This window comes from Streptomyces sp. NPDC040610 (assembly GCF_055594065.1).
The window spans coordinates 1-26,792 of record NZ_JBVIXA010000024.1 but is presented as its reverse complement, the minus strand read 5'-3'; the positions used below and the strand labels follow the sequence as shown (position 1 = coordinate 26,792).

Sequence of the window (26,792 nt, the reverse complement as noted above, 5' to 3'; positions counted from 1 at the left end):
GCGTCAGGCCGGGGCGGCACGGGAGCCCGTCAGGCGCTGGCGTGCAGGGCGGGGAGGACGTCGTTGTGGTCGCGGCCCTCGAGGTCGGCGGCCGGGGTGGCGGGGAGGCCGGCGGCGCGGGCGGCGAGCTGGTGGCGGATCTGTTCCACGTTGGTGATCGGCACCGGCTGGTCGCCGTCGCCGGTCAGCAGCGTGAAGCTCGGCTCGCTGTTGCCGAACTTGTTCTTCTCGGTGCAGTAGTGCAGCCAGACGCCGGGGGCGAGGAAGAAGGACGCCTCGCCGTCCTCGTGGCCGCGCCACCGGTCCTGGTCCCGCAGGAAGTTGTCGCCCTGGTCGATCCGCCACGCGTGGGTGGCGGCGCGGGAGGCGGCGTCGTCCTCGGTGGCGGCGGCGACCTGCGCCAGGCCCTCGTCCAGGGTGTCCGGGACGGCCGGGGCGGTGCGGGTGGCCGTCTGCGGGCGGTTGCTGCGGGCCTGGCGGAGCAGGTGGCGCATCGGGGCGATGAGCAGGTCCGCCAGGCCGCTGAAGGCGGCGGCGATGACGACCGCGAAGGCTCCGGTGGCGGCCAGGCGCCAGTCGTCAGACCAGGTGCCGGGGTAGTTGTTGTGGCCCGCCCAGGCGCCGAGGGCGCCGCCGGCCAGGACGATGGCCATGTCCAGGCCTTCGGTAACAGCGTCGGCGACGGTGAGGATGGCGCGGCGAACAGCTCGGGTCATGATGTATTGCTCCTTCTTCTGTCGGATGCGCTCTGGTGGGGGAGGGGTGGCTCCGGGACGGCCGGGTTCGTACGCCAGCGGCCGTCCCGGGCGTCTCAGCTGCCGCTGCCCGCGGAGGCGGTGGCGCGGACGGTGTCGGCGAGCAGCACGGTCAGCTCGTGACCGTGGTCGACGGCGTCCTCCAGGCGCTCGATGAGCTCCGGGGCCAGGCCGCGGGTACGGGCACCGGTGAGGACGCCCTCGAGGTAGAGGGTGTCGGCGAGGATCCGGCCGCGGGCGTCCAGGACGCCGGGCTGTACGGCCAGGGCGTCGGTGTTCTTCGCGGTGGCCAGCTCGGCGTGGTGGGTGGCGGCGGTGTAGGCGGTCTCGGTCTGCTCGGTGAGCAGCGCATTGAGCGTCGTGGTGTCGCTGTGTGCGCGGCGCCAGCCGAAGCGCTCGGCGGCGGCGTCCATCAGGTTGCGGCGGGTGAGTGGCACGGTGACCTCCTGGGGAGGGTCCATCGCCTGGTCCGGGTGACCGGGCGGACACCGCGCGGCCCCGGCCGCCGCGGGGGGGCCGGGGGCGTACGGAGAGCGCCGGTCGGTGAATCCGAATGACGTTGCGCGTGGTGCTGACCTAGCGTTCGTTCATGGCCTCCCCGGACGACGGCATAGACGACAAGCCCGGCGTGACCATTCGCTGCCTGGACAACGTGGCCGTCGGGGTGCGGCTCAGCGGGCGGGAGCCGTTCGACGAAGGCTGCGTGCAGTACGTGGTCGAGGCTTGGGCTCCCGGCCTGACGGTGCGCGTCGACGAGGTTGTGGCCTGGATCTGGGACGCTGATCTTGCGGCTTACATCGCCGGGCTGGCTGCGGAATACCAGGGCTGGGAAGGCGAGCCGGTCTGGCAGACCTACGACGGGGACTTGGCGGTGTCCGCCGTCTTTCAGACCGGCGGCCACGTCGGGTTGACCTGGACAGTGCGCCCCTGGCCGAACGCCGCGGGAGGATGGACTGCCTCAGTGACCACCTGGCTGGAAGCAGGCGAGCAGATGTCGTCGCTGGCGTCTGACGTCGAGAACTTTCTCTCCGGAGAAAAGCCATGACAGCAGACATGCGCATGACCTGGACGCTGGATGGACACGGCTGGGCCGTAGAGAATCACCGAGCGAAAGCGGAACTCACCGCGTCGGCCAGGTCCTGAGGGTCATGGTTGGCTCCCCTTCCGGCCGGACTGTACGGCTCCCCGTCACCACCCGCCGCGTACGGCGGGGCGGGTGGATCAGGCAGCCAGCAGACCGTTCACCGGGCAGGGCGGTTGTGGTTGTGGATGTGGAGCACCGGGCGCAGGAACAGGCCGCGCAGCGCGAACAGGCTGGCGATGGTCCAGGCGAGGAGGGCCAGCGCGGTGGCGACGGGGCGTCCGGCGGCGGGGGAGGCGTACTGGTGAAGAGGCAGTGTTCTGGTAGTGCGCTATTCAGCGGCTCTGAGACTTGACCTGGTCTGAGGTCGGTGCCGTGCACGAGGCCGCCGGGTAGCGGGATGCGGTCAGCCGCGTAATCGCACGCGATAAACCTGGCGACGTCGGCGATCACCGCCGGAATACTGGTCGCCCATGGATGAGGTCAAAGTCGTCGTCGCCCATTCCGAGCGCGCGACACTGCGCGTCGGCGACGTGTTCCTGAAGGTGGACGCCGATCAGGCGCGCATCGACGTCGAAGTCGAGGCGATGTCCCTCGCGCCGGTGCCGACCCCGGAGGTCCTGTGGCGCAAGCCGCCCGTGCTCGCGATCGCCGCACTCCCGGGGACGACGCTTGGACGCCTCGGCGGGCCGCCGACCGGGTCGCCGACGGCGTGGGCCGCGGCGGGCGCCGCCATCCGGAAGCTGCACGAAGCGCCCCTGCCGCTCCAGCCGGGCGGGGCCGGCCGGAGCATCGCCGCGCTGGCGACGGAACTCGACGACGAGTGTGAGTTGCTCGTGGCGAACGGCATCCTGCCCGCCGACCTGGTCACTCGCAACCGCCTGGTCGCCGATGCCGCGCTCCGGCCGTGGACCCCGGCGTTCACACACGGCGACCTGCAGATCGCGCACGTCTTCGTCGACGGCGACGAGGTCACGGGCATCATCGACTGGTCCGAGGCGGGCCAGGGTGATGCCCTGTACGACCTCGCCACCTTCACGCTCGGACACGAGGAGCACCTTGACGACGTCATCGCCGGCTACGGCACTGACATCGACCTCGATGTGATCCACGCGTGGTGGTCGTTGCGAAGCCTGCTGGCGGTTCGCTGGCTGGTCGAGCACGGTTTCGACCCGTTCGCGCCAGGTTGCGAGGTCGACGTGCTGCGATCCCGGATGTGAGGCTGCGCCCTACTGCTACGACATTTTGTTCTGAGTCGTGAGAGCCGCGAGGCCGACGCCCTGCCAGATGACGAAGGCGCTGGAGGCCGTCACCGGGAGGCCGGCGGTGTGCGCGGCGAGGTAGGCGTGGACGGGGTCGGCGACGGTGGCGGTCCACTGGGTGAACCAGCGCCAGTCCTGGTGGTGGTACCAGTCGATCGCCTTCGGCACGCCCTTGATCAGGGCGTAGAGGACGACGGCGCCGGCGGTGATGCTGAAGGCGGCCAGGGCGCCGGTGGGGACGTCGTCGCGCAGCCGGATCGGGTCCGGCCGGGGCGGTGCGGGCCGCGGGCGGGGCGGAGTCCGGTCGCTGTCGGCGATCGTGTCCAGCGGCGGGATCGGCGGCTCGGGCTTGTTCGGCGGCTGGTTTGGCTCGGTGGGCTCGGTCACCGGTGAGCTCCTTCGCGGTGGTCGGCAGGGTGCCGGACGTGCCGGGGCTGTCCGGCTCCCCTTCACCTCCCGGCCCCGGGCTGGTGCCGGGCCGGGTGGGTCAGGCAGCCGTCAGGCCGCCCTCGCCGTGCTGCGGGGCGGGGTGGGGCGGAAGTTGAGGTAGGAGCGCGGGTCGGCGGGCGTGCCGTCGTAGCACTCGAGGCAGGAGCCGAGGGTCTTGAGCGGGAGGCAGTGGAAGTACCGGCGACGGCACGAGGGGCATCGCTGCCTGGCCTCCATCGCCTTGTCGAGCGCGAGCTCCTTGGCGAGGGTCATCGGCCGTATCGGCAGGGCCGTGGCGGCCTCGTAGAGCCAGGCCCGGCGCTTGCCGCCCCGGCACTCGATCGCGGCGACCGGGGCCTGGCCGCCGGGGCGTAAGCGCAGCGCGCGCAGCTGTCTGCGGGTGGCCAGGCCCGGCGGGGCCTGGCGCCATCGGTAGACCGGGAAGCCGTCGGCGCCCTCGGCGTCCCGGAGCGCCGGTTCAGCGGCGGCGGCCATCAGGGAGCGGTGGGGGAGGGGCACGGCGACCTCCTTGGAGGGCCCATCGCCTGGTCTCTGCTGACCGGGCGGACACCGCACGGCCCCGGCCCGCCAACACGCGGCGGGACCGGGCCGAACGGAGCGCGTCCGGGATGTGCTGCTGGGCGGGGTACGGCGCGGCGGGTGAGCCGCCGGAGTTACGGCGCGTGCGTGCCCTGTGTGGGGGCCGGGGCTTGCCGGGGGGCGGGAGCCGGTTCGCTGGGATCGTCCGTATTGGCGTGGGAACCGAGGACGATGGCGGTCAGGACCCCGGCGGTCAGCCCGATGCGCAGCAGGACCGACTGCTGGGGGCGTGGGGCGGCGGGCCGGTCGGGTAGGAACATGCCCTGGATCCGGGTGGGCTGGGGGCCTGTAGTCATGGCGGATCTCCTTCGGTAAGTGAGGTGGGGCGGGGGTGGCCCGGGTGGGCCCGTCCCGGCTCCGGAGCGCAAGTCCAGACGGCGAGCAGGTGCTGGGCCGGCGGGGGGGCATGCAGGTGCCCGGGCTGGGTTCGAAGCCGTGGTCGGCACGGGTCGCAGCAGCCCTGTTGCTGCGGGCTGGTGATGCGTCAGGCTGGGGCGGCACGGCCGTACAGGGCAGCAAGGGGGGCGCGATGGCAGTGGAGTTCGAGTCGGTGATCGCCGACGGGGTGATCTATCCGGCGTTCACGGATGACGCCGGGGTGCTGTGGATCGACGACGAGCGCGACATCAAGGTGGTCGTCGACCACGCGGTCGTCGACGGCGTGATCTATGAGGCAGAGGTCGATGAGTACGGCCGCCTGCTGATCTACCTGGATGACGACTGAGAGTGCGCTGCTGGGGGCGGCCTGCCCCGTACTCGACTCCCTTGCCCGCGGGCGGGCTTCGAGTACGACGCAGGGCGTCTGGGTCAGCGGTGGATGTCGTTACGGGTGCGGGCGAACATCCCGCGCTGGGTACTCGAGTTGTGCGTCTCGTTGTGCTGGTAGAGCGAGCCGCCCTCGAACACGTTCATGTTCATCGTGCTCTTGGCCTTCGCCTTGGCGACTGCCGCGCCGACCGCCGTGACCACCATGGCCGCGCCCGCGAACGGCGCGATGATCATCAGTACGAAGCGGTCCAGGCTGGGGACGCTGACGAGGGACAGTCCCTTGAACAGGAGCCAGGACGCGCAGCCGAGGCCGGTCGCCCCGGCGCCGACACCAATGGAGGCGACGGCGATCCCGGCCGCCCAGGCAGGCACGATCCGCCGGTCGTCCTGCTTGACGGGCGGGGTGTCGCCGTATTCGGGGACGGGGGAGTCGTCGCGGAACGAGGTCGGGAACTGGCGCACCGGCGCACCGGGTCCCTCGGGTGCCTCGGAGCGGAATCCCCTCGCGAGGATCCGCTCGGCTTCGGCGGCAGCCTCCTCGTCGGACATCTGGCGGCCGGCGGTGGGGCGGAAGTCCATGGTGTTCTCCGTTCGAGACGCAGCGCGCCCTGTCTGCCGACGAGGCCGCGAGGGGGCGCAGGGCGAGGTCGGGCCGGGCGCAGGGGCCCGGCCGTTGGAGGAAGCAGGGTCAGCTTCTGAGCGCGGTCAGGGTGTTGCGGACGCTGCCGAGCTGGACCGGGCGGCCGCCGTCGGCATTGACCAGCTCGAGGATCGTCAGCGCATCCAGCGGGTCGTCGTGCGCGTCCAGAACGTCCTGGATACGGGTGCGCAGTGTGCGGGCGCGGGGCTTGGGCGCATCCGCACCGGCCGGGGCCGCAGAAGCGGCCCAGCTGCTGGCGGAGTTCTTCTTCGGGCCTGCGCCGGCGTCGCCGTCCTGGTCTTCCTCCGGTTCGGGAAAGACAGCCCGGTAGGCGTCCTTGCCGTCCAGGCGCTGGCCGTAGGCGTCACCGATGAGGTCCCAGGCGGCCTGCTCGATCTCGGCCGGAGCTCCGGGACCGTACAGGTCCAGGACCATCGGGTCCAGACCCTCGGTGGGCACGTCCGAGCCGATGTTCCAAAACCGCATCTTGGACGTCGGGTAGCGGCCGTTGACGTTGTATGCGGTGCCCTGGGTGCCGGGCAGGTCGCTGTCGTCGTGGTCCTCGTCGAACTGCGAGACGAGGTCGACGTCGCCCGCGTACTTCGGGATCGGCGAAAGGACCTGGCCGGCGGGCAGCAGGCCGTCGGTCACCAGCTGCCTCATCATCGAGCTGGTCCAGCGCAGCAGGATGACCTCGCCCTCCTTGAGCATCGCCCGCAGGGTGTCGGATCCGCCCATCTCTTCGAGGTGGCCGGCCTGCGCGAACAGGCCGATGCCGATGCCGAGGGAGCGGCCGGTGCGGCCGATGTCCTTGATGTAGAACGTCGCTTCGTCCCGGTAGGGCGCGCCCCTCTCCAGCAGGCGGTTGGCCTCGTCGACGATCTGGTAGATCAGCGGGTCGGGCCGGTTGCACAAGAATTTGGAGCGGCCCAGGCGGGCGTAGCGCTCCTGGCGGTCCATCATGGTCAGCCACGTGGTGCGCAGTTGCGCCATCGTGCCTTCCTGTGTGGTGACCCGCCAGGCGACGTTGCCGTCCGCGCCGTGCCCGCTCTGCCCGTACGCCTCGGGGGCGGACTGGCCGCCCTTGAGGTCGGCGTACAGCACGGCGATGCCGGAGCGCTTCATCGCGGCGAGGACGATCTGCCCGGCCGTGGACTTGCCCGCGCCGGTGGTGCCGAACAGCAGCAGCCGCTGCGCGGATCCGCTCTGCGGGTCGTACAGGCGCAGCAGGGCGGGCCTGCCGTTGTGGTAGCGGCCGATCCGGATGCGCCCTCGGTCGTCCATGACCAGTTGCTGCGGGTCGGCGAGGATCACGCGGGCGAGCGGGTCGTGCGGGTAGATGGTGACCAGGGCCTTGGACATGCCGTTGGTCTCGACCGCCAGCCGGTTGGGGTCCTTGATGCCCAGTGCGTCGGCCAGGCGCAGCGGGTGGTAGCTGATGATGTCGCCGGGCGGGGCCTGCACCGTCAGCTCGTAGATCTTGCTCATGTGCCCAGTTCCTTGCCCCCGTCGTCGGGGACGTCCACGGCGCGGATCGCGGTGATGACGGTGTCGGGCATGCCCTTGGGGGCGATGAACGTCTCCCAGGCGGTGTACAGGTCGACGTCGGCCGCCGGGGCCTGGCCGACGGTCAGACGCCGCACGCCCGCGCCCTGGCGGGGCACGGGGGTGATCTGGATGTCGTCCTCGGGCCAGTTGAGGGCGGCGGACAGCTCCAGCAGGTCGATCTTCGGGACCGGCTTGCCGGGGCGGGTGGAGCGGATGACGGCGGTCATCGCCAGTTCACCGGTCCGTTCGATCTGCTCCAGGGCGGTGTGGGGGGCGGCGCCGTCCTCGGCGGCGACATGGGCGGCCCAGAAGGCGGCCATCGGGTGCTGCTCGCCGCTGGTGGCGTCGCCCTGGGCGGGCGCCGCGGCCGGCTCGAGGGCGTCGGGGGTCAGTGACGGTTCGCGGCCGGCCATGACCCGGGCGAGCCGGGCCGGGCGCACCGTCCACACGCTGGCGGTCCACACGGCGTCGGCGAGCAGTTGCCACCACCAGTCGATGCCGGGGGCGAAGTACTGCGCGGTGAGGAGCGCGGCCAGGGACAGCGACGGGCTGAGGTACAGGCTCGCCGCAGTGTCGCCGAGCGGGGTGCGGGGCAAAGTGGCCGACCACAGGGTCGCCCATCCGGCGCACAGGAGGGTGCCGGTGATCGAGGTGCTGTAGAGGTCGGGGGTGAAGGTTCCGGCGGCGAGCGCGCCGCTGCCGGCCAGGGTGGCCGCGCGGCCGGCAGCGTTGCGGGCCAGGGCTTTACGGCCGCGCGAGGGTCCGAGGCGCATCGGGGGCGCTCCTTCGAGGGGTAGAGGGAAGGGCGGCGAACCGGTGGGGTTCGCTGCCCTTCCGCGCATGCCAGGGGCGTGGGATCAGCGGTTGCTGTAAAAGGACCGGTCGGCCATCTCGATGCCGTCCGGCATGTTGTTCGCGGCATCCGCGACCGGGCCGTAGTCGGCGATGTGTTCCTCGGCCGTCGTGCGGAAGAGCGTGGACATCTCCTCGCACTCGTTGGCCATCGCCTCGGCCTCCTCGAGGCAGGACCGCATCACGGTGGCGGCCTCGCGGTGCTCGTTGACAGTGGCCTGGTCGACGTTGCAGGCGGCGGCCTGGTCGGCGAGCCGGTCCACGGACTGCGCGCAGTCCTCCACGTACTTGAACGTGGAACGGACCTGCTCGGCCAGGCCGGCCATGGTGACACTGGCGGCGGTCAGCTGGGCGACGACGACGCCGAAACGGACTCCACCGACGATCACCTCGCCGGTTTTGACGAGCGCGCCACCGATGCGGGGCATGAGGTCGGACACGGGTTCTCCTATTCGACGTGGTAGTCCCGCTCGGCGGGCGCGGTGTGACCGGCATCGCGGACCGCGTCGGCCAGCGGACGGTGACGGCGTTCGGCGTTTACTCCGGCGGTGCCGATGGCCTCGGAGGCATGCGGCAGCTTCTCCGCCACGGCCTCGGCCCGGGCCTTGACGCTGATGGCCTTCTCCACCAGCAGCAGGCACCAGCCCTCCAGGACCCCGGGCACCTTGAGGTCGACGATCTTCGCGTGCAGGGCCTCCAGGCGCGTGATCATCTGCTCGCTGCCCGCGGCCGCCGCCCGGGCCTCGTCGACACCTGCCGTGATCTCCTCCGCCTGGTCAGCGTCGGATTCGATGACATCAAAGATCGTCAACTCGGAGTCGGTGTACTGGGTGTCCGGCGCCTTCGCCGGGACAGACACGCTCACGGATACTGCTCCTCCACTCGTTCCTGCAGGACGCCCGCGGCCGCCTGCGGCGACGGCTTGGGCCGGGCTGCGGCGGGGCGGGGAACCCGGGCCGCCGTCGGCCCGCTCGACGGTCACGGTGTAGCCCTGGGTCTGGCCCCAGCCCGGCGGCGGCGCGAACCCGGATCCGGGACCGGCCCCGGCCTTGGCCCCCGAGCCGGGACCGGGGCCGGGCTGGGACAGGTCGTGCGAGGCACGTGCCGAGCGCCGGGCACCCGCCCGCTCCCACTGCACACGCCACGAGCGGCGCTCCCCGGGCCGCTTTCGCTGCGCCCGGCCCGCGCCGCCTCCTGAGCCAGGGGCCTGCCCCGAACCGCATTTGCGGGGCCTCTTTTTGAGACTGACCTTCCTGCGCAGCTTCGCCTTCGGCGCCCACCCGCCCCGACCGGCCGCGCCGGACCTGCGCCTGGGCGTGAGCCTCCTGACGCTGATCCTCTTGAGGAGCCGCACCTTCCGCACCCACCCGGACTTCAGCCTGGGCGTGAGCTTCCTGACGTTGATCTTCCGGAGGAGCTTCGCCTTCCGCGCCCACCCGCCCCGACGGGCCATGGCGGGCCTGAGCCTGGGCCCGAGCTTCCTGACGACGTTGATCCTCTTGAGGAGCTTCGCCTTGCGCGCCGGGCCGCCCGGCTTCGCTGCTGCCGGGCCGCCCTTGGCCTTGTGCCCGCCGAGGATCTTGCCGACTGCCCGGTGCCTGAGCGCGCCACGGATCGTTGCCGGTGTCGCCGCTCCTCCCGCGCCCCTGGCGAAGTCGGCCGGCTTACGGCCGGTCGGCTTCCAGGAGCCGGTGGTGATGCGGTCCGCGAGCCGGGCCCGGGCGGCGTCTCGGATGCAGGGGCCGCGGCCGGGCTTGGTGGCCCCGCCCTTCGGAGCGGACGCCGGCGTGGTCCTGGGCGGGCGGCCGTTGCGGATGCGGCCGGCAACGCGGCCGCGGGCAGCGTCCAGGATTCCCGGCGCGCGCGGCGAGGCCGGAGCCGGGGGAGGTTTCGGCCTGGGGCCGTTGCGGATCCGGTCCGCCGCGCGGTCGCGAACAGCACCGGAAAGGCCGCCGGTTCCCGCCTTTCCGGCGCGCGCCCGGGTATCTCCGGCACTCCTGGAAGCGGCGGCCCGCGGGCCGCCGCTGCGGCCCCCGGAGCCATTGCCGCGCCCGGCGGGCACAGGTGTGTGTTTACGGCCGCCAGACGGGCCACCAGAGGCCCTGCCGGGCGCCCTGGATCCGGAGCCGCCAGTCGGCTTCTGGCCCGCGGAGGAGCGGAAGGCGGCCGGCGCGGAATTCCTCCCCGGCCCTCCGCCCGCATTCATCCGGCCCCCGCCGGCGCTCACCGGCCGGGTGATACGGCCGAACTCAGGGCCAGGCTGGACACGCGCCTTCTGGCGCGCCATCGCGGCACCGAGTTTCGCTCTGTCTCCCGCCATTTTCTGCTGATCCGCGATCGCCTTGTGGTGATCGCGGCGTGCTTTCAGATAAGCGGCGGTATTCCAGGCTCCGCGCAGTGCGGCGACTGTGATACCGGCCATCATGACCACCGACATGGCGGCCACACCCGTTTGCTGCGGCACGTCCGGCATTGCGGCATCCGGATTTACTGCCGCCGAACTCCCGGCGCCGATCACGGGGTTGTCGGCGACCACGAGCGAGGCCGGCGGGGACAGGTCGGGCAGCGGAGCCAGGCCGGGGGCATCGCCCGCAGCCGGCGGGCCACTGCCCACCGGTCCCGGGATCCTCAGCCCGGGAAAGCCGAGGAGGGTGCCCCCGGCGTCATCGTCGGCCATCGGCCGTCTCCTTCAATCAGTCACTCAACGTCACGAAACGGGGGCCCTCACGCGTACGCGTGCACGCGTACATAGGCCCCCCGGATTCACGGAGTGAGGCGGTGATGATGAGCGCAGAGCGTCACGGTGCTGAGTGCCGCTGCCCCTGCTCCTGGGTCCAGGCCTGGAGCAGGCGGACCAGGTCGGCCCACAGCACGTCGTCAGTGCCGGCCACCGTGCGAGCCAGATCCCACAGCGTGCGCGCCCGGTCCGGGTTCGTCACCGCCCTCTCCAACCGCGCGTTCCAGTACGCGAGCTGCCCCTCGGAAAACCGTGCGGACACTTCTTCAGGCCCTCTTTTCCAGGTAGTCCAGGAAGGACGGGCCGTCGCCTTCCGCACTGGTGCCGGCCTCTTCACGCTCGTCGTCTGCGCCGCCCCTGAGGGCATGCGTGACTCCGTTGATCTGTGCGGCCGAGCTGCCCGGACGGCTGGACTTCATCACGGCCTTCCGGAGCTTCTCCAGTTCCTTCTTCTTCTCCTTCTCGGCACGCCTTTTCGGCAATTCCACGTAGCGGCGCTGGAATTCAGTGTCGAGCTTCCCAGCGTGATTCACGGCGTCCCGCAGATCGCTTTCCAGGCGGGCCAGCGGGCGTGACGCGAGGTAGGCGCGGATACGGGCCTCGAAAGGCTTGTCGCCGTCGAACTTCACGCTCTCCAGATCGGCCCGGTACTCGCGCAGCAGCGCCTGGACCTCGTCGGCCATCTGCCGCAGCCGTTCACGCTGCTGGGCGCCGTACAGTCCGGTGCCGCCCGGCTTCCTCAGGTGGTCCGACGTCCACCGGTTGTCCGACATGCGAAAGACCTCCAGGTCAAGGTGGGGAGTTGGGGGTGTGCGCGGCAGCCGGGGGTGACAGGCTGCAGGTGGCGTTTCGGCGCCTTCACCGCGCTCCCGGGATGTTGACGGCATCTCGGGGGCCGGTGGACACGCCGAACCGGCGAGGCGGTTCGTCAAGGTCACTGCTCGGGGCGGTAGCCGCCGACAAGGAGTTCGGCGGCCTCCTGGCGGTACTTCGAGGCCGTGTCGGTGGACGACACTCCGGTCGCGCGCTGGACATCCGCGATCGAGACCACCCGGCACAGCTCGGGGTGCATTTCGTCCGGCCCCAGGCCGAGGGGCACCAGATCGGACGACAGCGCCAGGCGCGCGACCTTGCGCACCGACCGCTCGCGCGGGGTGAGCTTCGCGGCGTCCTCGATTTCGACCGCGCGCCGCTCGGCTTCGGCCACAGCCAGGCGCATTTCGGCAGCAGCGAGTTCGGCTTCGGCCTCGCGCTTCCTGGCCGCCTGCGTGTTCGCGTCGGCAGTCGCCTTGCGCTCGTTCTCCTGGGCCGTGAGCCGGTCGGCCTCGGCAGTGGCGCGCTGCGTTTCGGCAGCGGCCCTCGCCGCTTCGGCAGCACGCCGGTCCGCTTCGGCAGCGGCCTCGCGGGCTTCGGCGATGGTCTGGGTCTCGATCGCCTGAGCCTCCGCCGCGGCGACCCGGTCGGCCTCCGCAGCTTCCTTCCGCTTCTCAGCTGCCTGCCGCTCCAGTTCCGCCGCCCGGAGGTCCGCGGCGGCCTTGGCCTCGTGCTCGTCGGCCTCCTTGCGCTCCGCCTGCGCCTCACGGGCTCGGGCTTCGGCGACCACCGCGTTGTCCAGCGCCTCCTGCTCCAGCGCGGCGGCCCGCTCTGCGGCGCCGACCTGGGCTCGGGCGTGTGCGCGGGCCTGGCCGGTCTGGCCCTCGACCTCCGCCTGGACCAGCTCCACCTTGCCCTTGGCGCGCAGCCGCTCGGCTTCGGACTCCGCCTTGGCGACCTCGCGGCGCGTCTCCGCGTCCAGGCGGCGGCGCTCGGCTTCCTCCGCACGCTCCGCAGCTGCCTCTTCCTGCTCATCGGGCATCGCCAGGGCCTGGTCGACGGTGTAGCCGTAGGGCGCCATCTTCATCGGCAGCAGTTCGTCCTCGCTGGCCTGGGAGATGTCGCCCTTGTACTTGCGCCTGAGCCACTGCTCGTACGCGATGAGCTGCTGGTCACGGCGGATCATCTCCGGGTAGGAGGTGACACCCCACAGCCGCATCCGGCGGAAGATCCGGGCGGTTGCGATCGGGGCGAGGATCCACCGCAGCCACGGGATCGAGTCCCGTTCGGCCTGCTCAGGGCGGACAACGCGATCGATGGCGTCACGGCCCAGCTCCACCACGGTGATGAAGAGGACCGGCACGACGCCGTGGGCGCCGGCCGCAACGTAGTCGATCAGCTTCCAGGCGCCCTCCGGGGCGCCGGACGCGGCGTTGAGGACGACGGTCGCGGCGGTCAACAGCCACACCGGGTAGCGAATCCAGCTGATGGGGCGCTTGAGCCACGCCATCAGCAGGTCGACCGCGATCATCACCATGATGCCGACGTCGACGCCGACCGCGAACAGCTGGCCCTTGCCCAGCGAGCCGAAGCGGAGCTCCTTGAACGCGAAGTCCGCGACGTGCTCGAAGGACAGGTACAGGCCGATGCCCGCGAGGGCGAACGCGGCGATGACGATCGCGCCTGTCGTCCACTTCTGGGTACCGGTGAGCTTCGTCGGGGAGCGGTCTGTTCCGGTTCCGCTTTCTGTCTCCGAAGTGGAATCCGGCGCGTCCGAAACGGCGCCGGTCATCCGCGAAACCGGCTCGGGTGCTCCCGAAACGGCGGCCGGTGCGTCCGTCTCGGGGCCGGGTCCGGCCGCGGTGCGCGGCCAGGCAGTGATCGTCACGTGGGGCCTCCGGTGGGGCGATTCAGGGTGTGCGCGAAACGGCGGGGGCTGCTCCCGAAACGCGGCGGCGCGTTCCCGAAGCGGCGGCCGGTGCGGTCGGTTGACCACGAAACTGGCACCGGCTCTACCGGCTCCGCGCGCACGAAAGGGGCGGCAGCCCGGGGGGCGGGCGGCGGGTCTCGCGAAACGTCGCGGGGCGGGCTCGAAACTCGATGCGGCTCCCGCCGGGTGGGCGCGAAGCAGCGGCCCGTGGCAGTCAACCGACGGTCGCCTACGAGGGCCGAGCTGGTCGCGGTGTCATCCCCAGGAACGTCCGCAGCCGCCACAGTTGCTGGCGGTGTCGGCGTTGTCGGTGGCACCACATCCACCGTTGCCCTGGCACGTCCAGCCGAGGGCGAAATCGCGGGTCACAGAGCGCGCAAAGCGGGTGAGGAAGAAGGGCATAGTCATCGTCCTGCCTGTCTGTGAGCCAGCCTGTCCAGCTCCCTGACACCGCCCGGGCCACACCGCCGCGAGGGCGGCAATCAGGTCCGGGCGGTGCCAGGCAGCCGTCAGGCCAGGACGGCGACAGGACGGTGCGGGGCGACGACCCGGCCGTCAGGGAGCAGCTCGCCGGTGTCCTCGAAGAGCAGGACCCCGTTGCACAACAGGCTCCAGCCCTGCTCCGGGCGGTGCGCCACGACATGCGCGGCCTCCCGGTCCGCGCTGTCCGCCGTCGGACACGTCGGCATGTGCGTGCACAAGGAACTCGTCATGTGACCCTCCCGGGGTGACGTCGCGGAATACGAGGCGGTCCGCCGCGCTCTCCACCGCGCACCGACGCCCCGAAGGCCGGCGGCGCGCGTCAGGGCAGCGCGGGGCTGCGAAGTGCTTGGGGTGTTGCGGTGCGCGGCCTACTGCCTTCCGCGCTGACCACCTTTCGACCGGGAGGTGGCGTGCCCGCGACCACTGGCTCACCTGCCGGGTCGTGCGATGTGCCGCTTACCGGCCGGGGGCTGTCTTCGCGCGACCGCCGCAAGGTGCTGCGGGGGAGGGTGATCGCTCGGCCCGTGCGGCCGCCGAAGCAGACCGGGGTCTGCCTTGCTGCCGCTCCGTGGCACGCAACAGAGTCGCTCTCGCTTCCCCGCTGCACGCCGCCGTTCACGGTGACCGGGATTCTGGCTCCGGCCGTGCCCTTCTGACGCATCCGACAGCCCCGCAAGGACTGGAGTCCGGTCACCCGTGCCGCAACACCCGGCCAATTACCTGGTCAGGGGCGGTAGTCGTCACCCGGCGCAGCGTCTTCAGTTCTCAAAGAACGAGCGCTCCCCGGTCCGGCCGCGACGTGCGTCGCGAGGTGGCCTTTTCCGGGAGCTCGGCGGTCGGTGAATCTGGCCGCTTCGACCGCCGCCACCCGAGGTGGCGACGATGGGAGCCGTCAGAGCCGAAGGCCTGAGGTCACGCCACAAGCGGCACAGGCACCCCGGCGGCCGGCCGCCGCGGGATGCGCAGCTGCGCGGCGTAGGGGAGAAGCACGTCGACCAGGCGCTCGCGCACCAGCTCGAGGGCGGCCGGATCGGCAGCGGCGATGTCCCGGGCCGCGAGCATGCGGTCCTCGCGGGACTCGATCGCCTCGATCGCAGCCTCGATGTCCAGGCCGTCCAGCCGCTCGTGGGGGAGAAGGCCGCCCTCGTACATCTCCAGCGGCGTACCGAAGGCGACGTCCAAGTCGAGGTCGGCGAAAGGGGGGAGCGGCACCTCCACCGCCTCCAGAAGCGCGAGCGTCTCAGCGTCGAAGTACTCGGTAGCGAAGCCAGCGGCAGGGCGGCGGGTGGTGTTCATGGGGTGGAGCTCCTCTCGAAAAGGCAAGGCGCGGGAGGCGTCCCGATGACGGCTGGGCATGGCTGAGCAGTCCCGAGACGAGGTCTCGCCCACCTCGCTAACGAGGTCGATGGACTCAGTGAAGCGAGCCTCGATAGCGATGTCAAGGAGTTCGTTAACGATGTACTCTCCTGGAGTGGCTCCCCTATGGATCAAGCCGCCGCGACGGCGATCCCGATAGCTGGCCGCTTTAGGATCGCTAGCGAGGTAGGGAGACTCATGACGAGAGAGACGGGCAGCCAGTTGCCCAAGTACCGACGGATTGCGGACGACCTGAAGGCAGCCATCGAGGCAGGGGAGTACGGACCCGGCGATCGGCTGCCAGGGGAAACCGCACTCGCTGCGCAGTACGGCGTTGCCGCACTCACCGCCCGTCAGGCTCTTCGCGCCCTCAAAAATCAGGGCCTGGCAGAGTCCCGGAAGGGTGCGGGCGTGTTCGTCCAGGCCTTCCGCCCAATCCGGCGGCATGGGATTCAGCGACTGGCACGCGACCAATGGGGCGCAGGCAAATCGATCTGGTCGGCTGACGAAGACCGAACACTTGACGTTGATCAAGTAACCGTCGGCCAAGCAGTCCCACCGCCTCACATCGCCCATGTCCTTGGGCTGGGAGAAGGCGCGACAGCCTGCGTGCGCTCCCGCCGCTACGTGCTGGACGGCCGCCCGGTGATGTTCGCCATCTCTTACCTCCCATACGAGTTGGTGGAGGGCTCGGCGATCACCCAGGCCGACACCGGACCGGGGGGCATCTACGCACGACTCACTGACCTCGGTCACACCGTGGTGCGCTTCCGCGAAGAGATCCAAAGCCGACTGCCAACGAGCTCCGAAGCTGCAGTGCTCGGCATGTCTGATGAGCGGTCCGTGATCAAGCTCTGCCGAACTGCCTTCGCCAGCGGGGAACGCGTCGTCGAGATCAACGAAATGACCCTCGACAGCGCCTCGTACGTGCTGGAGTACGAGTTCGATGCGTAACCGTGCGGTGCTCTGCATTGCCACCCCTGACTGGTCGTCTTGTGGGGCCAATCACACCGGCGATCACGGATTCGGAACATCACAGAGGCTTGTCGAAGCCCGTGCGCAGTTCCATTCACGGGTTTTCAACATCCACGTACACACGGGATTTGAGGTCCGAGACCTAGGCTCGCGGGCATGGCGATCACGGAGGGACACAGGGTGGGGAAGCACCGTGCTGGGTGGCAGCCGGATCGGCTCCGGGACCAACGGGAGGCTCACGGCCTGACCCTGGAGAAGGCCGGCGAACGCCTTCGCGAAGTCGCTGAGCAGGCCAAGCTGAAGGGGATCCCGGCCGCGAATCCGCAGACCTTGTGGCAACACGAGCAGGGGGAGGTCTACCCAGGCCCTCACTACCGGCGCGCCTACTGCCTTCTCTACCGGGCCACCGAGCCTGACTTGGGCTTCCGTGCCGCGCTGCCGGGGGAAGAGACGTCCTTCAAGCTCACGCCGATGAACGACCGGCTCAACGGCGCGCACGTCCTAGCTGTCGAACGAGCCGTCCACCGCATCTCGCCAGGCAGCGACGACGCCGGGCACTTCGCTCTCCAGCAGCGCATCATCGACGCTTGGAAGCGACGGCACACCGGCGGCGACCCGCACCGCCCAGTCCTGATCCTGGTCGGGGGATACGCCGGTAGCGGTAAGACAGAGCTGGCGAAGTTCTTCGTCCAGCTCACCGGGTGGCCGTTGCTCGACAAGGATCCGCTGACCCGACCTCTCGTGGAACGGCTCCTGGTCGCGCTGGGAGGCGACCCGAACGACCGGCACACCGAGCTCTACAAGGAGCGCGTCCGGTCGGTGGAGTACGACTGCCTCATGCAGTCAGCCATGGCCAACATCAAGTGTGGGATCAGCACGGTGTTGAGCGCGCCGTTCATCGCGGAGATGACCGACGCGGCCTGGATGCAGCGCCTGTCCAACCGGGCTGCGTCCATGGGTGTCGACGTCTTCCCTGTGTGGGTGCGCTGTGACGAGGAGTCGATGCGGGAGTACATAACCTTCCGCTCGGCTGCCCGTGACGCGTGGAAGCTCTCCCGCTGGGACGAGTACGTGGCCACGATCGACCTGGACCTGCGCCCAGCGGTGCCTCACCTGGTCGTCGACAACCGGATGGGCACCGCTGTCTCGCTCGCGGACCAGGCCCGGCAGGCGATGGGGGCGATGTACTCGTGAGCGGGAAGCACGGAGTCGTCCTCTACGGCCCGCCGGCGTCGGGCAAGGACACGGTCACTGCCGCGCTCGCCGATCTGGACCCGAAGTACGCGCAGTTCGCACGGCTCAAGGTCGGGGCAGGCAAGAGCGCCGGGTACCGGATGGGGACAGCGGAGCAGCTGCACGAGCTGGAGACTTCGGGCGCCGTCGTCTACGCGAACTCCAGGTACGGCAATACCTACGTCGTCGACGCGCCCGGCCTGGATGCCGCGTTCGCGACCGGGGTGCCGGTGGTGCACCTCGGGCAGGTCGACGGCATCCGGGCCCTGGTCGACGGCTACCCGGCCGACTGGTCGGTGGTGCTGCTGTGGTGCCCGCGTGAGGTGTCCGCGCAGCGGTCTGCGGGCCGTGGCGACAGGGACACCGCGGCGCGCCTGGTGGTGTGGGATGCGACCTTCAAGGACCTGAGCGGGCATCCGGACACGACCTGGGACCTGGCCGTGGACACGACGGAGTCGTCGCCGCAGGACGCGGCGCGGCTCATCGACCAGCTGCTGGCGCAGCGGGCGGGAGCGGCGACGGCGTGAGCGGGGACTACGGCTGGGCGAGTCGGTCCAGGGCGTCGGTGAGCGTGAGCTCGCTGTCGTCCTTGGCGTCGTTCCACCGTGCCAGCGTGGAGGCAGCCGCTCGCAGCATCTCCGATGGGATGCCGGCGGTCGCGAGAGTGTCGGCGGCTTCCTCCAGCTCCGGCCCCCAGCGCCAGGCGCGGGCTGCGGTCTTGGCGATGTACTGCGGCTCGGACAGGTACGAGTCGGTGCGCCGGGAGGCGAGCTCGATGAGCTCTTGGTCAACGCCGTGCTCGCGCGCCATGCCGACCGCGAGTGCCACCAGCACCCGCGATGCCTTCTGGAAGCTGGTGTACGACAGCTTCAGCGCGGATGCCTTCCCGACCTCGGTGCCCAGCACCGCCGTTCGGACGGCGGTGGCCGCGAACAGTGCCTCGATGCGCTCGGTCGCGTCGGCCGGGCCGGCTAGGTACAGGGTTGGTGTCTTGCCACGCACTGGTGGAGAGCCGACGACGCCACCGTCCACGACGATCGCGTCCGGCTCGAGCAGTGAGGCGATCCGCTGCGTCCGCTCGGGGCTGATCGCGTTCGCCTCTACGTACATCCCGGCGAAGCGGTGTGCGGCGACGTCGCGGGCCAGGTCCTCGGCGGCGGTCGGCGGGCAGAGGCTGATGACGATGTCGCTGCGCTCCACCAGCTCGGCCATCGTGGCCACGGGCGTCAGCCCGACCCGGGCGGCGCGCTCCGCGGACGCGGTGCTGCGCCCGGCCTCGCACCACAAGACCTTGGCTGCATTGGACGCGGCGCAGGCGGCGACGGCGGCGCCCATGCTGCCGGGGTGGAGGATGCCGACGGTCGGCTGGTCCACGGTGCTACTCCGCCTCTGCGAGCAGGATGGTGATGGCGTCGGTGACGTCGTCGACGACGTGGTGGGCGGCGGGGAGTTCGTCGGGCCAGGGGCGGCCGCGCAGCCAGATGGTGCGCAGGCCGGCCTGGTGGCCGCCGCCGATGTCTCCGGCCGGGTTGTCGCCGATCATCCAGCCGCCGTCCGTGAGGCTGACGCCGCACCGGGTGGCTCCGAGTTCGAAGAGGCGCCGGTCCGGCTTGCGGATGTCCAGGTCGCCGGAGACGGCGACGCCGTCGAGCAGTTCGGCGAGGCCGGTCCCGGCGAGCTTGGCGCGCTGGATGTCGCTGGCTCCGTTGGTGATGACGCCGATCGTCCACGCGGCCGCGTGCAGGTGGGCCAGGCCTTCGAGGACTTCGGGGCGGCAGGTGACGGCGGCCGCCATGAGGTCGACGTACTCCTGCCACAGGTTCGCGGCCGTTGCCTCCAGGGCGAAGGTTTCCCGCAGTCGGGCGAAGTCGTTGGGGTTCGCGCGGTCGGCCAGCTCGGTGAGGAGCCAGTCTTCGATTTGTGCGTTGTACCCGTGAGTCACGCACAGGTCGGTGATCGCAGCACTGTAGGCGGAGGCGCGGTCGGTCAGCGTTCCGTCCAGGTCGAAGAGGGCCAGGTTCTGCACTCCGGAGACCCTACCGAGCTGACGTCGTGCCTGGATCGAGCGGGCCGACGAGGGAAGGTGACGGCGCGTCAGGCGCTGGCCCGACACGTTGTGACCTGTAGTCACTCTATGAGGTGTCAGGGGAGTAGGGTGACTGAGGACTTGATCCGCGATTGTGCAGGAAAAAGCCCCCGGGACCTTAGGCAAGTCCGTGGGGGCTCTCGGTCAGGAGAAGACTCCCGACCCGGCGACCCACCTTTTCGAGAGAAAGGCGGCCGCGTGATGCAGGGTACCCGTACCCGCGCGTGGACACACACCACCCCGCCGTTGCAGCGATGCGCTGACGTCGCTCCGGCGGGGTGGTCGCGTACACGCGTTGCCGCTTCTCACACGCCCATGTCCCTGTTCCGAGTGGCCCGACATGGCTTCTGCGCTGGAAGGCAGCGCAGCCCGATCTCTCCTGTGGAGGTCGCGACGTCGTAGCTGCCTGAGGCGGCGGGCTCGATGCCCTCTTAGCCGCCGGGACGCCCAGTCCCCGAGGTGTTGACGCACCCCGGCTGAGCGTCCCCCTGACACCGGACGGGGTTAGCAGCCCCGCCCGAAGGGGTCGTCCACCCGGTTAGCAGCCGGACGGACGGTTCGTACTTGGTTCCCCGCGAACCACGAAGCACCCACGGGGGGCTTCGTCATGCCGTTTTGGCGATGCCTCCACGACAGGAGCCATTGTGCAGGACTGTTATGGCGTTTTCCAGCCCAGCTATGCCCGTTTCACCCTGGTTCGCCAGGTACACAGGGCCAGCCGAGCGGGATATCACACGCCAGTTCGTCCGTTTCCTCATGTAGAAGCCGCGCCGGGAGAGGATTCATCACCTCGGCCTGTCACACGGCGCGCGATTCCCGCACCCGTAACAGACGTGACGACCCCAACCACTTTGCTCGCCAACGCCGTCCCGTCCCACGGGCCGCGCGAACAACTTGTTCGCCGCCCTGCGGGAGGGTTCACCACCGATGTGGATTCCGCCGATCTATCCACAGGCAACCTGGTGCAGGGTCGGCGGATGGATCACGCATCGGTCGTTTCAGCTGCTCGGAGAGGCAACGACCCGTCCGTGCGCAGGTTCCCGGCCACTGCTTCGGGCCTTGTGGGCGGGGGCGAGTCCCTGTGATGGCGCGGGCGGCTGTGAAGCAGCCGGTCAAGGTTCCTGCCCCTTCCCGTGGTCATGAGCTGCGTTTGCAGGCTGCTGGGCCGGAGCCACACCGGACACCCGGACACCCGCTGTCGCTGGGACGGCATGCTCGAGCCCGGATGCGTGGTGCGGTGCGAGCACTGCTGGACGTCACGGGCCTGGACGGTGTCTCAGATGCCGTGCGTCTGGCGGTGCTGGTGCTGGCGTCGCGGACGCCGTCGGAGACCGGTGTGGTGGAGATCCGCACCTCGGAGCTGGGCCGGTGGCTCGGGCTGTCCGCGTCGTACGTCGCCTCCGCTGTGCTGCCGGTGCTGCGTCGCTCGGGCGTGGTCTCCGTCGACACCGCGGAAGGCACGTACGGCCAGGACGACGGCCTGAAGTGCCGGGTACTGCCGCTGTGGGCGGCGCAGGACGTGACCGGGCATCCGCTGAACCTGGCGAAGAAGGAGTACGCAACGCTGCTGCGGCTGCTGGAGGCCGTGATGGCGCCGGGCTGGACGCACCGGGACGGCTCGGTCACTCCGGCCGGGCTGATCGGTACGCGTACCGGTCGCGGCGCGGCGACGGACCGTCTCGCGCTGCTGCTGCTGGTGCTGGAGGCGCGGGAGACCGGGCGAGTGCGGCAGTGCGGCGGCACGGTGGACACCAAGCGCGGCCGGGCGGCGGCGACGGTGGCCCGGCTCCTGGGCTGCACGGCCTCGGCGGGGGAACGGGTGCTGGAGCGTCTGGAGGACCGCGAGCTCGTGCTGCGGGTGCGGCTGAAGACAGGCTCGGGCATGCCGAACCGATCGCGGCTGATGGTGCCGGCGATCGCCGCCGCGCACGGCCGTACGGTCGCCGACAACGCCCAGGAGGACCGTGCGGAAGCTCTGGAGCCCGAGTTTTCAGACCCCGACGTTGCGGCAGGGCCTGTTCAGGCGCCGGACGTGGAGACGGAGACGCAGGTCAGCTGTGTGCCGGTGGCGGATGAGGCTGTTGTTGCAGAGCCCGACGATGCGGCAGCCCTTCACACTGATCACCCTCACCTGGTTACTCCCGTCCTTCCTCTCTCGCTCTCTGGTGGCTTTTCCGGCGAAGGCCGTGGTGGGTCCAGTGAACTGCCGGGGAGCACGCACGGGGGCGGGGGCGGCGGCCCGCTGCGCGGGGAACCGCGCAGACTTGCCTCTTCGCCCTTGGATTCCGGTCCTGTCGATACCGGGCTGGCACGGCGGGTGCCGCGGGTCGCGGCGCTGCTGGCAGAGATCGTTCCTGGGGTGAGTGATTTTCAACGGCGGCAGCTCAGCCGTCTGGTGCGGGGCCTTCTCCTCGAGGGCGAGGAGGATGCGGAGATCGCCGCACGGCTGAGGGCCCGGCTGGCTCCGCTGGCTACGGGCGACCGGCGGCGGCCGTATGCGTTTCGGCGTGACGGCTTGTCGTGGGCGCTGTCGATCGGACTGCCGTACGTGCGGGGCGGGATGACGCTTGTGCCGTGTGCCCGGCGGGGCTGCGGGCAGTTCGTGCGGGGCCGGGCGACGGACCGGGTCCGGTGTGACAGGTGTGAGTTCGAGGTCTACGACCACGCTCGTGCTGTGGCGGCCCGCCGCGCCTGGGAGGCAGCCCACGTGCCGTCGGCCCGGTCCCGCGGGCAAGCCCGCCCGGCGGAAGAACCTGCTTCGCCGCCGGTGGCGCTCGCGCCGGTGCCAGCCCGCGATGGTGGGGCCGTGGCGGAGAGCGTGTCCGCGAGGCGGGCTGCGGGACCGCAGGCGGCTGGGCGGTGCCTGCCGGGGCCGGTTCGCGATGTCCTGGAGGGTCTGGCCGTCGTGGCTCCGCGGGCGTTGGCCGCGGCGGAGCGGGCGGCCCGGGTGCTGTACGCCGACCGGGCCGAACACTTGGAACGTGACGATGACGGCAGCGGCGTTGGCGCTGGCGGGGATGCTGCCGAGCGGGGGAGTACCGCCTCCGCGACCGCTCTCTGGGAGGCGGTGGTTGCCCGCTACGCTGACGAACTCGCCGCCCACCACGCCGGAAAGGGCACAGCATGCTGAATCTGCTCGGAGCGGGCCCGTCGGCGGACCGGCCTCTGGTGCGGTGTGACCAGTGTCCGGGGCGGCCGATCCTGCCGACCCACAATGCGGACATTGACACGCGGCGCTGTGTGCGCTGCCAGGGCGAGCGGCGGTGGCTTCCTCAGCCCCATCCCGACAGTCACCTGTGTGAGGTGTGTGAGCGGGAGTGTCCGCGGTGCCAGGCCGCTACGCCGAAGGTGAACCATCTGTGCCGGGCCTGCCAGGGGCTGTGCCGGACGTGCAACGCCACTCTGCCCGAGCGTGAGGAGCCGCCGCGCGTGACGATGGTGGAGCCGTCGCGGCGCAAAGACCGTAAGCACCGCTGGTCCAAGTCGTTCTACGAGCGGACCTGGGACCGGGACCAGTGCAAGGCATGCCGGTCGGCGGCCGCGGGGCCCGATCCGTTGCGGGCGGTGCTGGCCAGCCTGCCGCCCAAGCTGCTGTGGGCGTGCGGGGGCGGTGTGTCGCATGAGGTCATCGAGAGCATCCGTGACCAGCTCACGTATCTGCCGCCCGGCGTGCTGCAGGCCCGGATCGACCGACGCTGGTGGGGCCGGTGGGCCACGCTGCCGCTGGAGAAAAAGGCCGAGGGCACTCGGGACGGCTACCGTCCCGACGATGTCGCGCGGTGGCTGGTGGAGCCGACGTCGTGTGCGAACCGGTGTGAGGACGGCTGGCTGATGGCCTCCGCGCAAGAGCCGGAGGCAGATGACCGGCCGTGCCCGGTCTGCTCCCAGGTCCGTGCTGCCGTGCTCGCGGAGAGCACACGCGAGGACGACTTCGACGACGACGTCGATTCCGGTGGCGGTGCGAAGGCGGATCGGACGGTCTCCGAGGCGGTCGCGCACCGGCCGTTCGCCGAGTGCAGCGGGAGCAGCGGGTCCTGCGGAGCACCGGTGCGGGCGCCGCACACGCAGTGCCCGGCGTGTCTGGACTGGCCCTGGTGCGGCTGCGGCCGCCGCCGCTTCGATCCCGCGGTCAGCGAGGTCTGCGTCGCGTGCGCCGACCGCGCCGCCGCAGAGGGCCGGTAGAGAGGGCGTGCGGTGGACCTGGCCCGGATCGCGCTGAGGACGGCGAAGGAGAACGCACGGCGCCACGCCGCCCGCGCAGCCGCGGACGGCGGCGGTCGCCTGCGCGGTCAGCCGCGGGACCGTCCGCCGGTCCTTCTCGGCCAGGCCCTGAGTGAACTCATCGAGAGGAGGGCACCGTGGGCGGCGGGTGCCTTGCCGCTGCTCTTGGCCGCGTGGCGGGATCTTTCGCCGGAGTTGGCCCGGCACATCGCCATCATCCGCTTCGAGGCGGCGACCGGTGTGCTTGAGGTGCGGGCGGATTCCAAAGCGTGGGGGACGCAGGTGCGTCTCCTCGCCCCTCAACTTCTGCCTCGGCTCAACGAACGTCTGAAGCCCGCCGGGATCGGCCCAGTCCGCCGGCTGACGCTGCTCGGCTCCTACGGCGGGAAGAACCTGCCGCCGCTGCCTGCACCGCACCAGCAAGCCGACAGTGAGGACGGCCAGGCGCCGCGGCTCTTCCCTCACATCGGGATGGCGCTGCAGGCCAAGCGCACGGGGACCGAGGGCGGTGGGGGTGACGCGGTGGTGGAGGCGGCCCGTGCCCGGCAGGTGCAGCAGGCATCGCACGAGCTGCCCGGCCGCTCCGTCGATGTCCGAGCAGACGGGCGTGCACGGCCGTCAACGGCGCCTGGTTCGGGGATGGTCCGCACCCGGGCGCTGCTTCGGGCGAGGCGGGAGGCCGGCCGGGAGCAGGCGGGCCCGAGCACGTAAGGTGATTGTCCGATCACGGCAGTTGGGGCGGCCGCAGTGCCGCCCGGGGGCGGAGGACACGGGTTTCGTGGACGACACCGAGGACAGTGCGGCGCATCTGCCCAGCGACACGGCGGCGGAGAAGAGCGTGCTGCGGGCGGTCCTGCTGTCCGGCGGCGCGCTCGCGGAGATCGTGGAGGTCCTGGAGGGCCATGACTTCCACCGTCCCGCGCATGGCCTGATCTACGACACGGCCCTGGAGATCTATGCCGGCGGCCGGGACCCGGATGCGGCCGCGGTGAGTGCAGCGCTGAGCGCCGCAGGCCGACTCGAGGAGGCCGGCGGCGAGGACTACCTCACCGCCCTGACCGCGCACAGCACGGGAACAGGCTGGCGGCGCGCGGCCGAACGCATCCAGGCCCTGGCCGTGCTGCGGCGCACCAAGGAAGCCGCCGCCCACGTGGAGAACTTGGCCGCGGAGGCCAGCGTGGACGATGTGGACCGCATTGCCGATGTCGCGCAGGCCGAGATCCTCGCGGCCACGGTGCGGCGCCGCAGCGGCCTGCCGCCCGCCTACTCGCTGGGCGAGGTCATGGAGGACGCGCTCGATGAGATCGAAGCCGTCGGTGGCGGCCGGGGGCTGGCAGGCCTGTCCACCGGCTTCAACGATCTCGATTCCCTGACCGGCGGCCTGTATCCCGGGCACCTGGTCGTCATCGCGGCCCGCCCGGCCATGGGTTCCTCCACGCTCGCAGTCGACCTCCTGCGCCGCGTGGCGATCCGGGATCAGGTCCCCGCCGTGCTGTTCACTCTCGAGGCCAGCCGGGTCGAGGTCGCTCTGCGCATCACTGCCGCCGAGGCGCGTGTCGCTCTGCACTACATGCGCACCGGCGCTATGAAGGATGACGACTGGACACGGATGGCCCGGCGGATGCCGGAGATCTCGGCGGCCCCGCTCTACATCCAGGACGGTGCCTGGCCGACCTTCACCGACTTGCGCGCGCAGTGCCGGCGCCTGGCCAGCCAGCGGCACGTCAAGCTCATCGTGATCGATGACCTGCAGATGCTGACCTACGGCACCCGCCCGTTGCCGTCCCGGTACGAGGAGATCTCCGAGATCGCCCGCTGCCTGAAGCTCCTGGCCAAAGAGCTACACATCCCGATCGTCGCCGTGTCCAAGCTCAATCGCGGTCCTGAGCAGCGGACGGACAAGAGGCCGCAGATCAGCGACCTTCGCGATTCCGGCGCTCTGGAGGACAACGCGGACCTCGTGATCCTCCTCCATCGGGAAGACGCCTACGAGAGGGAATCGCCCCGCGCCGGTGAGGCCGACCTGATCGTCGCCAAACACCGCAACGGGCCCACAGCCACCATCACCGTCGCCTTCCAAGGCCACTACTCTCGGTTCGTCGACCTGACGCAGACCTAAGGCTTGTCCCGTAATGATCTTGGAGTCGGCGTAGACGCGGTGGCAGCCGCGGACATTGCCGGTCGTTGGATCTACCGGTGGAGCATGGGTGGTTGGGGGTGTTCTCGTTGCCTATGCTCGAGGCGTGCAGTGGCATCAGGTACTCGGCTTCGTGGCCGCAGTCACACCTCTCACGCTGATTACCGGTACCAGCTTCACCCTTGTCACCCAGCGGGTGATCGCTGGTTCGCGGGCCGATGGCGTACTCGTCACGTTCGGCTCAGACACCGTCTCGGAACCTGCGGATCAAAGGTTGGAGGCGGCCTTCCAGGCGTGGCCCCGACTTCGTGTCGGGGCCGCGACCGCGTGCCCGGTGGCACCGGGGCCCGGCTGTCAGTGGCGGGGACGACAATCCCTGCATGACCTCACCCCAGTACCTCCAGAACCTCCTCTCCGAGTTAGGACTGGAGCAAGCGGCCACGTTCACCGCGATGCACGGCGGCGACGAGGATGCCGTCATCCGTCTTTTCGGCGGCACCCCCGAGCAGTGCCGCCCCCTTCCACTGGAGGAACTGCGCGAGCACTACGACAGGGATCTCATCCTGGTCTCCCGGTCAGGACCGGCCGTCGTCGTCGTGGAGAACACCAACTATCAAGGGTCACGCGAAGAGGTGCTGCGCCCGCTCTCCCGGCACGGCCGCACCGCCAGCGCCTACTGGAACGTCAACGCCGTCTCCCAACTGAGTCTGGCCGAGGACGGACTGATCTCGTCCGCATTCGAAATGCTTGCACCCGAGGACACCTTCGGCGCGCGCCCCGACGCCTGGCAGCCCTTGCTGCACGGCCTGAATCTGGAAGATGGCAACCTGTGGGGCGCCGGCCTGGCGGCTGTCGAGCGCGCGACCGGCGCCCGATTCGACGACAG

28 protein-coding genes are annotated in these 26,792 nt (G+C 70.7%); 11 read left to right on the top strand and 17 right to left on the bottom strand.

Annotated elements, in window-relative coordinates; translation table 11 throughout:
- Nucleotides 1–29 precede the first annotated feature (29 nt).
- Both ACZ6AA_RS40000 and ACZ6AA_RS39995 read right to left on the bottom strand, forming a co-directional pair.
- Nucleotides 30–716, bottom strand: a complete 687-nt coding sequence (locus ACZ6AA_RS40000) for a hypothetical protein (protein WP_471463411.1) — start codon at nucleotides 714–716, stop codon at nucleotides 30–32.
- A gap of 95 nt (nucleotides 717–811) precedes the next feature.
- Complete coding sequence (locus ACZ6AA_RS39995; RefSeq protein ID WP_471463409.1) at nucleotides 812–1,192, bottom strand: hypothetical protein; 381 nt, start codon at nucleotides 1,190–1,192, stop codon at nucleotides 812–814.
- A 152-nt stretch (nucleotides 1,193–1,344) separates the two neighbouring features.
- Between ACZ6AA_RS39995 and ACZ6AA_RS39990 the strand changes: the two genes are divergently transcribed.
- Both ACZ6AA_RS39990 and ACZ6AA_RS39985 read left to right on the top strand, forming a co-directional pair.
- Nucleotides 1,345–1,800: a DUF6228 family protein gene (locus ACZ6AA_RS39990; protein WP_471463407.1), complete on the top strand. Its 456-nt coding sequence runs from the start codon at nucleotides 1,345–1,347 to the stop codon at nucleotides 1,798–1,800.
- Nucleotides 1,801–2,309: 509 nt separating this feature from the next.
- Nucleotides 2,310–3,056, top strand: a complete 747-nt coding sequence (locus ACZ6AA_RS39985) for a phosphotransferase family protein (RefSeq protein WP_471463405.1) — start codon at nucleotides 2,310–2,312, stop codon at nucleotides 3,054–3,056.
- A 15-nt stretch (nucleotides 3,057–3,071) separates the two neighbouring features.
- On the opposite strand, the gene ACZ6AA_RS39980 is transcribed toward ACZ6AA_RS39985, so the two are convergent.
- The 3 genes from ACZ6AA_RS39980 to ACZ6AA_RS39970 form a co-directional block, all read right to left on the bottom strand.
- On the bottom strand, nucleotides 3,072–3,485 hold the full coding sequence (locus tag ACZ6AA_RS39980; protein WP_471463403.1) for a hypothetical protein: 414 nt from the start codon (nucleotides 3,483–3,485) through the stop codon (nucleotides 3,072–3,074).
- A gap of 111 nt (nucleotides 3,486–3,596) precedes the next feature.
- The gene (locus tag ACZ6AA_RS39975; protein ID WP_471463401.1) at nucleotides 3,597–4,046 is read right to left on the bottom strand and encodes an RRQRL motif-containing zinc-binding protein; all 450 of its coding nucleotides are present in this window, start codon (nucleotides 4,044–4,046) and stop codon (nucleotides 3,597–3,599) included.
- 155 nt (nucleotides 4,047–4,201) lie between these two features.
- Nucleotides 4,202–4,423 (bottom strand): hypothetical protein, encoded by a 222-nt coding sequence (locus tag ACZ6AA_RS39970; protein ID WP_471463399.1) that lies wholly within the window; start codon nucleotides 4,421–4,423, stop codon nucleotides 4,202–4,204.
- A 233-nt stretch (nucleotides 4,424–4,656) separates the two neighbouring features.
- On the opposite strand from ACZ6AA_RS39970, the gene ACZ6AA_RS39965 reads away from it, so the two are divergent.
- The gene (locus ACZ6AA_RS39965; RefSeq protein ID WP_471463397.1) at nucleotides 4,657–4,851 is read left to right on the top strand and encodes a hypothetical protein; all 195 of its coding nucleotides are present in this window, start codon (nucleotides 4,657–4,659) and stop codon (nucleotides 4,849–4,851) included.
- Between the two features lie 83 nt (nucleotides 4,852–4,934).
- On the opposite strand, the gene ACZ6AA_RS39960 is transcribed toward ACZ6AA_RS39965, so the two are convergent.
- From ACZ6AA_RS39960 to ACZ6AA_RS39915, 10 genes are all read right to left on the bottom strand, one after another.
- Nucleotides 4,935–5,474 carry a hypothetical protein gene (locus ACZ6AA_RS39960; protein ID WP_471463395.1) on the bottom strand — a complete coding sequence of 180 codons (540 nt, stop codon included), beginning with the start codon at nucleotides 5,472–5,474 and terminating at the stop codon, nucleotides 4,935–4,937.
- A 109-nt stretch (nucleotides 5,475–5,583) separates the two neighbouring features.
- Nucleotides 5,584–7,023: a P-loop NTPase family protein gene (locus tag ACZ6AA_RS39955; protein ID WP_471463393.1), complete on the bottom strand. Its 1,440-nt coding sequence runs from the start codon at nucleotides 7,021–7,023 to the stop codon at nucleotides 5,584–5,586.
- A complete protein-coding gene (locus tag ACZ6AA_RS39950; protein ID WP_471463392.1) occupies nucleotides 7,020–7,856 on the bottom strand; it encodes a hypothetical protein in 837 nt (278 codons plus the stop codon). The genes ACZ6AA_RS39955 and ACZ6AA_RS39950 overlap by 4 nt, the downstream gene beginning before the upstream one ends.
- An 84-nt stretch (nucleotides 7,857–7,940) precedes the next feature.
- Nucleotides 7,941–8,375 carry a hypothetical protein gene (locus ACZ6AA_RS39945; protein WP_471463390.1) on the bottom strand — a complete coding sequence of 145 codons (435 nt, stop codon included), beginning with the start codon at nucleotides 8,373–8,375 and terminating at the stop codon, nucleotides 7,941–7,943.
- Between the two features lie 8 nt (nucleotides 8,376–8,383).
- Nucleotides 8,384–8,800, bottom strand: coding sequence for a hypothetical protein (locus tag ACZ6AA_RS39940; RefSeq protein WP_471463388.1), 417 nt, complete (start codon nucleotides 8,798–8,800; stop codon nucleotides 8,384–8,386).
- A 1,933-nt stretch (nucleotides 8,801–10,733) separates the two neighbouring features.
- Complete coding sequence (locus ACZ6AA_RS39935; RefSeq protein WP_471463387.1) at nucleotides 10,734–10,934, bottom strand: hypothetical protein; 201 nt, start codon at nucleotides 10,932–10,934, stop codon at nucleotides 10,734–10,736.
- Between the two features lie 4 nt (nucleotides 10,935–10,938).
- Complete coding sequence (locus tag ACZ6AA_RS39930; RefSeq protein ID WP_471463385.1) at nucleotides 10,939–11,445, bottom strand: hypothetical protein; 507 nt, start codon at nucleotides 11,443–11,445, stop codon at nucleotides 10,939–10,941.
- 161 nt (nucleotides 11,446–11,606) lie between these two features.
- The gene (locus ACZ6AA_RS39925; protein WP_471463383.1) at nucleotides 11,607–13,373 is read right to left on the bottom strand and encodes a DUF2637 domain-containing protein; all 1,767 of its coding nucleotides are present in this window, start codon (nucleotides 13,371–13,373) and stop codon (nucleotides 11,607–11,609) included.
- 551 nt (nucleotides 13,374–13,924) lie between these two features.
- Nucleotides 13,925–14,116 (bottom strand): DUF5999 family protein, encoded by a 192-nt coding sequence (locus tag ACZ6AA_RS39920; RefSeq protein WP_471463465.1) that lies wholly within the window; start codon nucleotides 14,114–14,116, stop codon nucleotides 13,925–13,927.
- Nucleotides 14,117–14,810: 694 nt separating this feature from the next.
- Nucleotides 14,811–15,194 carry a hypothetical protein gene (locus tag ACZ6AA_RS39915; RefSeq protein ID WP_471463381.1) on the bottom strand — a complete coding sequence of 128 codons (384 nt, stop codon included), beginning with the start codon at nucleotides 15,192–15,194 and terminating at the stop codon, nucleotides 14,811–14,813.
- 258 nt (nucleotides 15,195–15,452) lie between these two features.
- Between ACZ6AA_RS39915 and ACZ6AA_RS39910 the strand changes: the two genes are divergently transcribed.
- The 3 genes from ACZ6AA_RS39910 (at nucleotide 15,453) to ACZ6AA_RS39900 (ending at nucleotide 17,989) form a co-directional block, all read left to right on the top strand.
- Nucleotides 15,453–16,208 carry a GntR family transcriptional regulator gene (locus ACZ6AA_RS39910; protein WP_471463379.1) on the top strand — a complete coding sequence of 252 codons (756 nt, stop codon included), beginning with the start codon at nucleotides 15,453–15,455 and terminating at the stop codon, nucleotides 16,206–16,208.
- Between the two features lie 177 nt (nucleotides 16,209–16,385).
- Complete coding sequence (locus tag ACZ6AA_RS39905; RefSeq protein WP_471463377.1) at nucleotides 16,386–17,423, top strand: AAA family ATPase; 1,038 nt, start codon at nucleotides 16,386–16,388, stop codon at nucleotides 17,421–17,423.
- Nucleotides 17,420–17,989 carry a phosphotransferase-like protein gene (locus ACZ6AA_RS39900; protein WP_471463375.1) on the top strand — a complete coding sequence of 190 codons (570 nt, stop codon included), beginning with the start codon at nucleotides 17,420–17,422 and terminating at the stop codon, nucleotides 17,987–17,989. The genes ACZ6AA_RS39905 and ACZ6AA_RS39900 overlap by 4 nt, the downstream gene beginning before the upstream one ends.
- A gap of 7 nt (nucleotides 17,990–17,996) precedes the next feature.
- On the opposite strand, the gene ACZ6AA_RS39895 is transcribed toward ACZ6AA_RS39900, so the two are convergent.
- Complete coding sequence (locus tag ACZ6AA_RS39895; RefSeq protein WP_471463373.1) at nucleotides 17,997–18,836, bottom strand: DUF1932 domain-containing protein; 840 nt, start codon at nucleotides 18,834–18,836, stop codon at nucleotides 17,997–17,999.
- A 4-nt stretch (nucleotides 18,837–18,840) separates the two neighbouring features.
- A complete protein-coding gene (locus ACZ6AA_RS39890; protein ID WP_471463371.1) occupies nucleotides 18,841–19,488 on the bottom strand; it encodes an HAD family hydrolase in 648 nt (215 codons plus the stop codon).
- Nucleotides 19,489–20,785: 1,297 nt separating this feature from the next.
- Here ACZ6AA_RS39890 and ACZ6AA_RS39885 point away from each other — a divergent pair.
- The 5 genes from ACZ6AA_RS39885 to ACZ6AA_RS39865 all read left to right on the top strand — a co-directional run.
- Nucleotides 20,786–22,678, top strand: a complete 1,893-nt coding sequence (locus tag ACZ6AA_RS39885) for a hypothetical protein (RefSeq protein WP_471463369.1) — start codon at nucleotides 20,786–20,788, stop codon at nucleotides 22,676–22,678.
- A gap of 299 nt (nucleotides 22,679–22,977) precedes the next feature.
- A complete protein-coding gene (locus ACZ6AA_RS39880) occupies nucleotides 22,978–23,730 on the top strand; it encodes a hypothetical protein (protein ID WP_471463367.1) in 753 nt (250 codons plus the stop codon).
- Nucleotides 23,731–23,742: 12 nt separating this feature from the next.
- Nucleotides 23,743–24,480 (top strand): DciA family protein, encoded by a 738-nt coding sequence (locus ACZ6AA_RS39875; RefSeq protein WP_471463365.1) that lies wholly within the window; start codon nucleotides 23,743–23,745, stop codon nucleotides 24,478–24,480.
- Between the two features lie 67 nt (nucleotides 24,481–24,547).
- Complete coding sequence (dnaB, locus tag ACZ6AA_RS39870) at nucleotides 24,548–25,888, top strand: replicative DNA helicase (RefSeq protein WP_471463363.1); 1,341 nt, start codon at nucleotides 24,548–24,550, stop codon at nucleotides 25,886–25,888.
- A gap of 398 nt (nucleotides 25,889–26,286) precedes the next feature.
- Nucleotides 26,287–26,792 (top strand): DUF6461 domain-containing protein (locus ACZ6AA_RS39865; RefSeq protein ID WP_471463361.1); only part of this gene is annotated, 506 nt, incomplete at its 3' end.